The following is a 12444-nucleotide window of genomic DNA, read 5'->3' as shown; positions in this document are numbered from 1 at the left end:
TCTGTGGAAGGAAACCGACCCTACCCGGACAGGGCTGTTGCGCTACCAGCCCAGCTCAGAAGCTATGAATAACGCTCGAACGCTCGGGTACCGCGAGTTCCGCGTTCGCGTCGCGGACCGCGCCCTCGGGTAGTAGTCACCGGCCCCGGCGCGGGCGTCGGGTAGTACTTGCAGACGCGGGAAGGGGCACCTGCCTGGGTGGCGGGTGCCCCTTCCGTCGTGCTCAGCCGTGCTCAGTCGGGCTCAACGTCGCGAGGGTCAGTCCTCGGGGTCGTCCTCGTCGTCGCGCGCCAGGTAGGTGGCCAGGCGCTCGACCGCCGTCTCGAACTCCGGGTTCGCGTCCACGAACGTCCGCAGCTTGTCGGCCAACCAGGCCAGGGTGACCTCCTCGTCACCCCGCCTGGACTCCAGCTCCTCGATGCCCCGGTCGGTGAAGTACACGGCGGCCTACTCGAACGCCTTCGCGATGATCTCGCGCTGCTCCACCTCGTGCACCTTCGACGAACCCGCCGACGGCGCGGCCATCGGCCGCCGCGACACGCGCTGCAGGCGCAGGTGCGAGGGCAGCAGGTCCGGCAGGGCCAGGCCGTAGAACGGCCAGGCGCCCTGGTTCGCGGGCTCCTCCTGGACCCAGCGGACCTCGGTGGCGTTCGGGTAGCGCTCCAGCGCCGCGGTCAGCTTCCGCGCGGGCACCGGGTACAGCTGCTCCACCCGCACCACGGCGGTGTCCTTGACACCCCGCTTCTCCTGCTCGGCGGCCAGCTCGTAGTAGATCTTGCCGCTGCACAGCAGGACCCGCTTCACCGCCTGCGGGTCGACGCCGCTCGGGTCGTCGATCACCGACTTGAAGCGCTCCTCGATGAAGTCCTCGACCGGGCTGGTCGCGGCCTTCAGGCGCAGCATCGACTTGGGCGTGAACACCACCAGCGGCCGGTTCACCCCGTCCAGGGCGTGGCGGCGCAGCAGGTGGAAGTAGTTCGCCGGGGTCGACGGCACCGCGATGGTCATCGAGCCCTCCGCGCACAGCTGGAGGAACCGCTCGATGCGGCCGGAGGTGTGGTCCGGGCCCTGGCCCTCGTGGCCGTGCGGCAGCAGCAGGACCACGTCGGAGACCTGGCCCCACTTCGCCTCGCCGGAGGAGATGAACTCGTCGATGATCGGCTGCGCGCCGTTGACGAAGTCGCCGAACTGCGCCTCCCACAGCACCAGCGCGTCCGGGTTGGCCACCGAGTAGCCGTACTCGAAGCCCAGCGCCGCGAACTCCGACAGCACCGAGTCGTACACCATGAACTTGCCCTGCTCGTCGGACAGGTTCTGCAGCGGGGTGTACTCGTCGCTCTTCTTGCGGTCCACCAGCGTGGCGTGCCGCTGCACGAACGTGCCGCGCCGCGAGTCCTGGCCCGCCAGGCGGACCGTGCGGCCCTCCAGCACCAGCGAGCCGAACGCCAGCAGCTCGCCGAACGCCCAGTCGATGCCGCCCTCGCGGGCCATCTTCGCGCGCCGCTCCAGCACCGGCTTGACCCTCGGGTGCGGGGTGAAGCCCTCGGGCAGGTTGACGTGCGCGTCGGCGATCTTCTCGATGGTGGCGCGGTCGATGCCGGTGGGCACCTTGGCCGGGATCTGCTGCTCGGCCTCGACCGGCTGGCTCGGCTTGATCGGGTGCTTCTCCAGCTCGCGGACCTCGTTGAAGACGTGCTCCAACTGGCTGGAGAAGTCCTGCAGCGCCTTCTCCGCCTCCTCGACGGAGATGTCGCCGCGACCGATCAGCGCCTCGGTGTAGGTCTTGCGCACCGAGCGCTTGGTGTCGATCACGTCGTACATGGCGGGCTGCGTCATCGAGGGGTCGTCGCCCTCGTTGTGGCCGCGGCGGCGGTAGCAGACCATGTCGATCACGACGTCCTTGTGGAACGCCTGCCGGTAGTCCACCGCCAGCTTGGCCACCCAGTAGCACGCCTCCGGGTCGTCGCCGTTGACGTGGAACACCGGCGCGCCGATCATCTTCGCCACGTCGGTGGAGTACTTCGACGACCGCGAGTTCTCCGGCGCGGTGGTGAAGCCGACCTGGTTGTTGACGATGACGTGCACCGTGCCGCCGGTGCGGTAGCCGCGCACCAGCGCCAGGTTCAGCGTCTCGGCGACCACGCCCTGGCCCGCGAACGCGGCGTCGCCGTGCAGCGCGACCGGCAGGACGGTGAAGCCCTCCTGGCCCTTGTCGAGCATGTCCTGCTTGGCGCGGACGATGCCCTCCAGGACCGGGTCCACCGCCTCCAGGTGCGACGGGTTCGCGGTCAGCGACACCTTGGTCTCGCCGTCGCCGAACATCCGGAAGTACTTGCCCTCGGCGCCCAGGTGGTACTTCACGTCGCCGGAGCCGTGCGCCTGGCCGGGGTCGAGGTTGCCCTCGAACTCGCGGAAGATCTGCGAGATCGGCTTGCCCACGATGTTGGCCAGCACGTTGAGCCTGCCGCGGTGCGGCATGCCGATGACGACCTCGTCCAGCTCGTGCTCGGCGGCCTTGTCCAGCACCGCGTCCAGCAGCGGGATGACCGTCTCGCCGCCCTCCAGCGAGAACCGCTTCTGGCCGACGTACTTGGTCTGCAGGAAGGTCTCGAACGCCTCGGCCGCGTTGAGCTTGGACAGGATGTACTTCTGCACGGTGGCCGGGGGCTTCTCGTGCGGGACCTCGACGCGCTCCTGGATCCAGAGGCGCTCCTCCGGGTCGAGGATGTGCATGTACTCCACGCCGACCGTGCGGCAGTAGGAGTTGCGCAGCACGCCCAGGATGTCGCGCAGCTTCATCCGCTCCTGGCCCGCGAAGCCGCCGACCGGGAACTCGCGGTCCAGGTCCCACAGGGTCAGGCCGTGCGAGAGCACGTCCAGGTCCCGGTGGCTGCGCTGGCGGTAGTTCAGCGGGTCGGTGTCGGCCATCAGGTGGCCGCGGGTGCGGAAGGCGTCGATCAGCTCGATGACGCGGGCGGTCTTGTCGACCGCGCCCTCGGGAATGTCGGCGACCCAGCGGATCGGCTCGTAGGGCAGCCGCAGCGACGTGAACACGTCGTCGTAGAAGCCGTCCTCGCCCAGCAGCAGCTGGTGGATGCGGCGCAGGAACTCGCCGGACTCCGCGCCCTGGATGATCCGGTGGTCGTAGGTGGAGGTCAGCGTGATGATCTTGCTGACGCCCATGTCGGTCAGCGCCTGCTCGCTGGTGCCCTGGAAGTGCGCCGGGTACTCCATCGCGCCGACGCCGATGATCGCGCCCTGCCCGGCGGTCAGCCTGGGCACCGAGTGGTTGGTGCCGATGGTGCCGGGGTTGGTCAGCGAGATCGTGGTGCCGGAGAAGTCCTCCGAGGTCAGCGAGCCCGAGCGGGCCTTGCGGATCAGGTCCTCGTAGGCCTGCCAGAACTGCGTGAACGTCATGTTCTCGCAGCCCTTGATCGAGGCGACGACCAGCGAGCGGCTGCCGTCCTTGCCGGGCAGGTCGATGGCCAGGCCGAAGTTGACGTGCTCCGGGGTGACCACGTGCGGCTTGCCGTTGATCTCGGCGTAGTGCCGGTTCATGTTCGGGAACGCCTGGAGCGCCCGGACCACCGCGTACCCGATCAGGTGGGTGAAGGAGACCTTCCCACCGCGGGTGCGCTTGAGGTGGTTGTTGATCACGATGCGGTTGTCGGCCAGCAGCTTCGCCGGGACCGCGCGCACGCTGGTCGCGGTGGGAACCGTCAGCGACAGCTCCATGTTCTTGGCGATGGCGGCGGCCGCGCCGCGCAGCTGCTTCTGCTCCTCACCGGCGGGCGGCTGCACCGGCGTGGCCTTCGCGGCCTGGGCGGGCGCGGGCTTCGCGGCGGGCGCGGCCTTCGCCGCGGGGGCGGCCTTGGCGGCGGGCTTGGCGGGCGCGGCCGAGGACTGCGCGGCCGAGGACTGGGCGGCAGGCTTGGGCGCGGGGGCCTTCGTGGCGGTGGTGGACTGCGCTGCCGGTGCGGCCGACGGGGTCGCCTTGGAGCTCTGGCCGTTCTCCGCCTGCGCCGCCGCCGTGCCCCCGTTGCTGCGCTGCGTCGACTTGTAGTCGGCGAAGAAGTCGTGCCACGCGGGGTCTACGGATGACGGGTCGGCGAGGAACTGCTCGTACATCTCCTCGACCAACCACTCGTTGGGGCCGAACTGTGAAGCAGGGCTGCTGCTGGACACGGCTGGCGCTCGCCTCTATCCATCTCGCTCTTGGTGTTGACTCACTCATGGTCAGGCTAGTCCCCCGTCTGGTGCAGTTCACACACAGGCGGGCCTGCGCACCGAGTGCTCTCTCACAGGATCGATACGGACGCCGCCCGCGTTAGGCTCACTTGAGCAACCCTTGAGGTTGAGGCCGTGACGGGGTGTCCCGACCAGATCTACCGGCCCGCGTGTGAGGTCTTGGTAGGCGTCTCGACACGACCTGGACGGGTGACGCCCGTAGGGCTGAGCTGCCACTCGGGGTAACCCACATGGCCCACCACCCGCCGGTGCGACCCCCACCCCGCCCACCGCGAGTCACGCCTTCCCACACCGCGAACCGGGCGTTCCGGCACCGCGAACCGAGCCTCCGGGGTGCCGGGTAGTAGTTACGGGCCCTTGGGCGCGGGCCGGGTAGTACTTGCCGGTGCGGTCAGTCGCCCGCGGCGGGGGTGAGGTGGGGGGCGGCGGTGGTGGAAGCGGTGGTGGAAGCGGGGGTGGCGGTGCCCTGGTGCCAGAGGCGGGCGTAGTGGCCGTCGGCGGCCAGCAGGGCCTCGTGGGTGCCCTCCTCGACGATCCGGCCCCCGGCCAGCACGACGATGCGGTCGGCGCGGGCGGCGGTGGCCAGGCGGTGCGCGACGACGAACGTGGTGCGCGCGCCCGCGAGGTGGTCGCCCGCCGCCAGCACGGCCGACTCGGTGGCCGGGTCGAGCGCCGCCGTGGCCTCGTCGAGCAGCAGCAGGTCGGGGTCGACCAGCTCGGCGCGGGCCAGCGCGACCAGCTGGCGCTGCCCCGCCGACAGCGACTGGCCCCGCTCGCCCACCTGCTGGCGGAACGCCGAGGGCAGCGACGCGACGGCGGGCAGCGCCCCCACCGCGCGCACCGCGCGCTCGATCTCCGCGCGCGTGGCCTCGGGCCTGCCGTAGGCGACGTTCTCCGCCACGTCCCCGCCGAACAGGTGCGCCTCCTGGGGCACCACACCCAGGCGGGCGCGGAACTGCGACAGGTCGTAGTCGCGGATGTCCACCCCGTCCACCAGCACCTGCCCGCCGGTCACGTCGTAGAACCGCGCCACCAGCTTGACCAGCGTGGACTTGCCCGCGCCCGTCTCGCCGACCAGCGCCACGGTCTCGCCGGGGCGCACCCGCAGGTTCACCCCGGACACCGCCGTGGTCGAGGTGCCGGGATAGCTGAACGTGACGTCGCGCAGCTCCACCTCGCCGCGCAGCCGCGCCACCGGCACCGGCCGCGGCGACGGCGGCACCGTGGTGGGGGTGCGCAGCAGGTCGCCGATGCGGCGCAGGCCCACCCGCGCCTGCTGGTAGCCGTCGAACACCCCGGACAGCTGGAACAGCGGCGCGAAGAACAGCCCCAGGTACAGCACGAACGCCAGCAGCACGCCCGGTGACAGGTCGCCCGACGCCACCCGGTACGCGCCCACCACCAGCACCGCCGCCTGCGCCACCCCGGACAGCAGCGCCAGGAACGGGAAGTACGTCGCGATGTAGCGCTGCGCCCGGATGCGCGCCCGGCGGTAGGCGTCGCTGCGCGCGGCGAACGCCTCGGCCGAGCGCTCCTCGCGGGTGTAGGCCTGGGACACCCGCAGGCCCGACACGTTCTCCTGCAGGTCGGCGTTGACCGCGCTGACCCGCTCCCGCGCCTCCGCGTACGCCACCGACGACAGCCGCTGGAAGATCACCGTGGCCACCGCCAGCACCGGCACCACGGCCAGCGCCACCAGCGCCAGCTCCGGGTCGGTGGCCACCAGCGCCACCGCGATGCCGAGCACGGTCAGCACGCTGATGGCGAACGTGGTCAGCCCGGTCTGCAGGAAACTGGACAGCGCGTCCACGTCGGTGGTCATCCGGGTCATGATCCGCCCGGCCATCTCGCGCTCGTAGTAGTCCAGGCCCAGCCGTTGCAGGTGCGCGTAGCTGCGCACGCGCAGCAGGTACAGCAGGCGCTCGCCGACCCGCGAGGTCAGCACCGCGCCCGCGGCGGCCGACCACCAGCCCATGCCGACCAGCGCCAGCCCGATCGCGGCGACCACCCACAGCGCGGTGGCCGAGCCGCCACCCACGCCCCGGTCCACGCCCACCCGGATCAGGCTCGGCAGCGCCACCGCCAGCGCGGTGTCGACCAGCAGCAGCCCGCCCACGGCGAGCATCGCCCACCGCACCGGCCGCAGCAGGGTGCGCAGCCGGAACCCCGGATCGGGGGCCCTGGGGTCCTCGCCGGGCAGCGACGGGGTCTCCAGCGCGGGCGGCAGGGCGCGCACCCGCTCCACCAGCTCCGGCGTCGGCGGCGTGCCGCCCACCAGCGCGGACGTGGCGCGCCCGCCGCCTGCCCCGCGCGACGCGCCCGCCGACCCGGGGGCGCGGTTGGCCGCCCGGACGACCAGCTCGTCCTCCTCGGTGTCCGGCCACAGCGCGGGCGTCACGCCGTCCGGACCCGGCTCCAGCCGGTCCCGCCCGCGCGGGTCGACCTGCTCGATCGCCTCGCCCGGTCCGGCCAGCAGCTCCCGGTACAGCGGGCAGCGCGCCCGCAGCTCCTCGTCGGTGCCCACGTCGACCACCCGGCCCGCGTCCAGCACGGCGATCCGGTCGGCCAGCGCCAGCGACGAGCGGCGGTGCGCGATCAGCAGCGTGGTGCGGGTGGCGGTGACCGCGGCCAGGGTGCGGTGGATGGCCGCCTCGGTGGCGTTGTCCACCGCGGAGGTGGCGTCGTCGAGCACCAGCACCCTCGGGTCGGACAGCAGCGCCCGCGCCAGCGCCACCCGCTGCCGCTGGCCGCCGGACAGGGTCAGCCCGCGCTCGCCCACCACGGTGTCGTAGCCGTCGGGCAGCGCGGAGATGAAGCCGTGCGCCTCGGCCGCCCGCGCCGCCGCCTCCACCTGCTCGTCGGTCGCGTCCGGGCGGCCGTAAGCGATGTTGGCGCGCACCGTGTCGGAGAACAGGAAGGCCTCTTCGAACACCACCCCGACGGTCCGCCGCAGCGACGCCAGCCGCAGCTCCCGCACGTCGACCCCGCCGACCCGCACCGCGCCCGCGTGCACGTCGTAGAACCGGGGCAGCAGCAGCGACACCGTCGACTTGCCCGACCCCGCCGTGCCCACCACGGCCAGCGTCTCGCCCGGCGCGACCCGCAGCGACACCCCGGACAGCACCGGCTCGCTGCGCGCGTAGCCGAACGACACCCCGTCCAGCTCCACGCCGACCGGACCCCCTGGCACGTCGACCGCGTCCGGCCGGTCCACCACGTCGGGCTGCGAGTCGATCAGCTCGTAGACCCGCTCCACGCCCGCGCGGGCCAGCTGGGCGGTCACCATCAGGCTGGCCAGCAACCGGGTCGGGCCGACCAGGTTGGCCACGTAGCCCGCGAAGGCCAGGAACGTGCCCAGCGACACCTGGCCGCGCAGCGCCAGCCACCCGCCCAGCGCCAGCACCCCCACCTGGCCCACGTACGGCAGCGCGGTCAGCGTCGCGGTCGGCCGGGCGGCCAGCCGGGCCGCCCGCATCCGCTCCGCGAACAGCGAGGTCGCCCGCTCCTCCAGCCGGGCGACCTCGCGCGCCTCCTGGCCGAAGCCCTTCACCACGCGCACGCCGGTGACGGTCTCCTCGACGTGCTGCGCCACGTCGGCGGCGCGCTGCTGCGCCGACCACGTGGCCGGGAACAGCGTCAGCCTGCTGCGCGCGGCGACCACCCCGACCGCCGGGATGACCACCAGCGCGACCAGCGTCAGCAGCGGGGACAGCCAGCACATGGCCACCAGCGCGGCCAGCGCGAACACCACCGTGCCGAACGCCAGCGGGGTCATCGACAGCAGGCTCTGCACCAGCTGCAGGTCGGTGATCGACCGGGACACCACCTGCCCGGTGCGCAGCGCGTCCTGCTTCTGCCCGTCCAGCCGCTGCACCGCGCCGAACACCGCCCGGCGCAGGTCGTGCTGCACGTCCACGGCCAGCCGCCCGCCCAGGTAGCGCCGCACGAACGCGGTGCCGAAGGTCAGCAGCTCCAACCCGATCAGCACGGCGGCCAGCCAGGCCAGCCGGTCGGTGCGGCCCGCCACCGCGTCGTCCACCGCGACCTTGACCAGCAGCGGGCCGACCGCCTGCAGGCCGACCCCGACCACCGCGGCCAGCACGGACCACACCACCAGCCCGCGGTGCTCCCAGCACGCGGTGGCCAGTCGGCGAATCCAGCTCTCGGTGGTCCTCACCCGATCCACAGTAGGTCGGGCCACCGACACATCCGGGGGCCGAGCACGCGACGAGGGCCGCCTTCCGGGAGGAAGACGGCCCTCGTGTGCCGAACTTCACTTGATCAGGTGATGTCCCGACGCTGCGTGGCGGCCCAGCCGCCCAGGAAGAACAGCCCCGTCCAGACCAGGAAGATCAACCCGCTCAGCCACCAGTCGAACGCGCCCAGCGCGCCCGCGATGGCCCGCAGCACGTCCTCCAGCTCGGTGGGCACCACGCCCGCCGTGGACAGGAACAGCGACGACGCCACCGAGCCGGTCAGGCCGTTGACCGCGCCGTTGGGCAGGAACCCGATCAGCTCCGGCAGCCCCTGCGTGCTCAGCACCAGCTGCAGGCCGTTCTCGATGATCAGCATGTAGAGCAGCAGCACCACGGTCGTGCCCACCACGCTGGTCATCAGCGCGCCCACGCCCACGCCGAACATCGTCATCAGGATCGACGACAGCACGCCCACGCCCGCCATGGCCAGCCAGCCGCCCGCCGAGGGCAGGGCGTCCACGTCGGAGGTGATCGCGATGCCGATGCTCACCGCGGCCACGATCGCCAGGCCGTAGATGGCCCCCCACGCGACGTAGACCAGCATCTTCGCGCCCAGCGCGGCCACCCTGGTCGGCGCGGTGAGGAAGGTGGTGGTGATGGTCCGGTGGCGGATCTCGTTGGAGATCGCCATGCCGCCGAAGATCATCGGGAAGATCGTGGCCACGTTGATGCTGCGCGCCATGCCGAACAGCGACACCTGCCACTGGTCCGGGGAGATGCCGATCAGGTCGGTCAGCTGCTCGGCGTCCTCGCTGGTGACCACGTCCATCAGGCCCTTGCCGATGGCGCCGGTGGCCAGCGCCCAGCCCAGCGCGATCAGCACGGTCGGGATCATCAGACCCCACCACAGGCCGGTGGTGGTGGTCTTGCGGAACTCGGCCTTGACCAGGTTGCCCAGCATCGACGGCTGCCGGTACTGCGGGGCCGGGCCCGCCGGGCCGGTCTGGTAGTTCATCTGCTCGGTCACGCGCCGCCTCCGAAGCCGCCCTGGCCCGGCTGCTGCTGGCCCGGCGGTGGTGGTTGTTGCTGGTAGCCGCCCGGTGGGGTGCCCGGTGGGGTGCCCGGTGGGGTACCGGGTGGAGTGCCCTGCGGGGCGCCCTGCTGGTAGCCGGGCGGCGGTGCGTAGTAGCCGCTGCCCGCCTGCTGCTGGTAGCCCTGCGGGGGGTAGCCGGGCTGCTGGTAACCCGGCGGGGGCGCGTAGTACCCGCTGCCGCCGCCCGGCTGCTGCGGCGGGTACTGGGCCACGCCCGGCGCCGCGTACTGGCCGTTGGTGAGCTGGAAGAACAGCTGCTCCAGGTCGGCTTTCTCCTCCTGGATGCCGTAGATGGACACCCCGGCCTTGAGGGCGGTGTCGGCCACCTGCTTGGCCTCCACGCCGGTCACCGCGATGCGGCCGTCGGGCACCTGCTCGATGGCGGTGATCCCGTCCGCCTGCAGCGCCGTGACCAGCGCGCCGGTGTCCGACGGCTGCACCAGCACCCGGCTGCGCTGCGACTGGCGCAGGTTGTCCAGCGGCCCGTAGTACATGGTCTGCCCTCGGCTGACGATCACCACCTGGTCGACGGTCTGCTCGACCTCGGCCAGCAGGTGGCTGGAGACCAGCACGGTGCGCCCGCTGCGCGCGTAGGACTGCAGGAACTGCCGCAGCCAGGCGATGCCCTCGGGGTCCAGGCCGTTCGCGGGCTCGTCGAGCACCAGCACCTGCGGGTCGCCCAGCAGGGCGGTGGCCAGCGCCAGCCGCTGCTTCATGCCCAGCGAGAACCCGCCCGCCTTGCGGTCGCCCGCCGCGCCCAGGCCCACCAGCTGCAGCACCTGGTCCGCGCGCTGGTCCGGCACGCCCATCGCGGCGGCGTAGACCCGCAGGTGGTCGCGGGCCGAGCGCTTGGCGTGGAAGCCCTGCGCCTCCAGCACCGCGCCGACCACGCGGGCCGGGTTGCCGAGCTGGTGGAACGGCCTGCCGTTGATCAACCCGGTGCCCGCGGTCGGCGTGACCAGGCCGAGCAACATGCGCAGGGTCGTCGTCTTGCCCGCCCCGTTGGGGCCCAGGAACCCGGTCACCGAACCCGGTTCCACCGTGAAGCTGAGGTTCTGCACCGCTGTGACCGGACCGAACTGTTTGGTCAAGCCCTGCACCACGATGCGGCCACTGCCGTCGTGCACGCGTCCTCCCGAGTGTGCTGCTCGGGCGCCATCCTGCCCTAGGGGGGTCAGTCCGGGAGGGCGTGTCGCGGTTTCGAGACCACCGGGATCTCGGTGGTGACCTCGGCGGGGCTCTCGGCGGGCGGTTCGACGGGTGGTTCGGCGGGTGGTTCGGCGGGCCACGTCGGACGGGTCTGGTGGGTCGGGTGGGTCGGGTGGGCCTGATGGGTCTGGCGGGCCGGGCGGGCGAACGGGTTGCGCAGCGGTCCCCGGCGCTCGCCGCGCGGCAGGCTGTCGCCGATGAGGTGCTGGTGGGCCATGGTCCACACCTGGCACGGCCACCGGCGGTGCCGCAGCACGCCGGGGCAGGCGCGGCAGCGCCCGTCGGCGTCGGGCTGGTGCACGGTCAGCAGCAGCCGCCAGCCGTCGGCCAGCCGGTGGATCTCGGCGCGCGCCAGCGGCACCAGCGCTTCGGCCTCGCCCCGCTCGGCGACCTCGTCGAGCAGGGCGAGCCGGTGCAGCACCGCGTCGCGCAGCGTCTCCTCCACGGCCCTCACACCCTGTCCGCGGCTTGGCCGAGCAGCTGGCGCAGGCGCCAGGTCTGGGTGACCGACATCACGGCGGACTCACCGGGTGGGGCGACGAGGACCACCCGGTGGTCCTCGACCAGGACCGTCATCGAGCGGTCGCGCCCGAACGGGTCGTGGCAGGCGATCCAGCCCTGCGATTCAGCCATGTGCGCTCCGATCAGGGGGTGCGGCGGGCTTTGAGGGGACGCCGGTAGCTCCGCGTGCTCGTGGCGTCCCACTTGGACCATCGGCCGGCCCGGTGCGCCGTCTTAACCGCAGCTAGGACATTCACTCGTTAGCTTGACGGCGCGATCACTGTGCGTGGGTGTCGCGGCGGCGAGAGGTGGGCCGGTCCGGTGGGCCGCTGGGCAGGATGGCCCCTGGCCCGCTAGGATTGCACTGCGACCCGCTCCCAGTGACCCCCAGGCTGGTTGAGCGGGTCGCCTTTTCACGACGAGGGGCGTGCCCACCGCGGTGGGCACGCCCCTCGTGTCGTTCCCCGGCCTCGTTCCTCGGGGGTCGTTCCTCAGGCGTCGTTCCTCAGAGCTCGACCGGCGTGTGCGCCATGCCGTGCGCCTGCGCCACCGGCAGGTTCGTCAGCGCGCCGTCGTGCGCGTTCAGGCCCAGCACCAGCGCCGCGTCGGCGCGCAGCGCCTCCCGCCAGCCCCGGTCCGCCAGCGCCACCGCGTACGGCAGCGTCACGTTGGTCAGCGCGAACGTCGAGGTGCGCGGCACCGCCCCCGGCATGTTCGCCACGCAGTAGAAGACCGAGCCGTGCACCTGGTAGGTCGGGTCGTCGTGGGTGGTCGGCCTCGAGTCGGCGAAGCAGCCGCCCTGGTCGATCGCGATGTCCACGAGCACCGAACCGGGCTTCATGTCGGCCACCAGCTCGTTGCCGACCAGCTTGGGCGCCTTCGCGCCGGGCACCAGCACCGCGCCGATCACCAGGTCGGCCTCGCGCACCGCCTGCTCGACGGCGTAGCGGGTGGAGGTCACCGTGCGCAGCCTGCCCCGGTGCTGCGCGTCGATCTGGCGCAGCCGGTCGACGTTGGTGTCCAGGACCTCCACGTCCGCGCCCATGCCGGAGGCGATCACGGCGGCGTTCAGCCCCGCCACGCCACCGCCGATCACCACCACCCGCGCCGGGTGCACACCGGGCACGCCACCGGGCAGCACACCCCGGCCACCGGAGGGCCTCATCAGCGAGAACGCGCCGACCTGGGGCGCGAGGC

The 12444-nt window shown here is 72.4% G+C and carries 8 protein-coding genes; all 8 read right to left on the bottom strand.

Annotated features, from left to right (window positions below):
• Positions 1-258: 258 nt before the first annotated feature.
• A complete protein-coding gene (locus IEZ00_RS33300) occupies positions 259-441 on the bottom strand; it encodes a DUF6104 family protein (protein ID WP_189227356.1) in 183 nt (60 codons plus the stop codon).
• Between the two features lie 6 nt (positions 442-447).
• Entirely contained in the window at positions 448-4185 is a 3738-nt protein-coding gene (locus tag IEZ00_RS33295) for a multifunctional oxoglutarate decarboxylase/oxoglutarate dehydrogenase thiamine pyrophosphate-binding subunit/dihydrolipoyllysine-residue succinyltransferase subunit (RefSeq protein WP_189227355.1), read from the bottom strand.
• Between the two features lie 454 nt (positions 4186-4639).
• Positions 4640-8425 (bottom strand): ABC transporter ATP-binding protein, encoded by a 3786-nt coding sequence (locus IEZ00_RS33290; RefSeq protein WP_373293254.1) that lies wholly within the window; start codon positions 8423-8425, stop codon positions 4640-4642.
• Between the two features lie 104 nt (positions 8426-8529).
• Positions 8530-9471 (bottom strand): ABC-2 transporter permease, encoded by a 942-nt coding sequence (locus IEZ00_RS33285; RefSeq protein ID WP_229796348.1) that lies wholly within the window; start codon positions 9469-9471, stop codon positions 8530-8532.
• Positions 9468-10664, bottom strand: a complete 1197-nt coding sequence (locus IEZ00_RS33280; protein WP_189227353.1) for an ATP-binding cassette domain-containing protein — start codon at positions 10662-10664, stop codon at positions 9468-9470. Before IEZ00_RS33280 ends, IEZ00_RS33285 begins: the two co-directional genes overlap by 4 nt.
• 47 nt (positions 10665-10711) lie before the next feature.
• Entirely contained in the window at positions 10712-11200 is a 489-nt protein-coding gene (locus tag IEZ00_RS33275; RefSeq protein WP_229796352.1) for a hypothetical protein, read from the bottom strand.
• Positions 11197-11379, bottom strand: coding sequence for a hypothetical protein (locus IEZ00_RS33270; RefSeq protein WP_189227352.1), 183 nt, complete (start codon positions 11377-11379; stop codon positions 11197-11199). Before IEZ00_RS33270 ends, IEZ00_RS33275 begins: the two co-directional genes overlap by 4 nt.
• A gap of 373 nt (positions 11380-11752) precedes the next feature.
• The coding region (locus tag IEZ00_RS37530; RefSeq protein WP_229796347.1) for an alanine dehydrogenase at positions 11753-12444 on the bottom strand (692 nt) is incomplete at its 5' end.

Source organism: Saccharothrix coeruleofusca, from assembly GCF_014648515.1.
GTDB classification, from domain to species: Bacteria; Actinomycetota; Actinomycetes; order Mycobacteriales; family Pseudonocardiaceae; genus Actinosynnema; species Actinosynnema coeruleofuscum.
Note: the sequence above shows the minus strand (reverse complement) of the source record. Positions and strands in the feature narration are given on the sequence as shown.

Bases quoted from the DNA above. Each gene is read 5' to 3' on its own strand.
- IEZ00_RS33270 (WP_189227352.1), bottom strand. From the start codon at position 11,379: ATGGCTGAATCGCAGGGCTGGATCGCCTGCCACGACCCGTTCGGGCGC.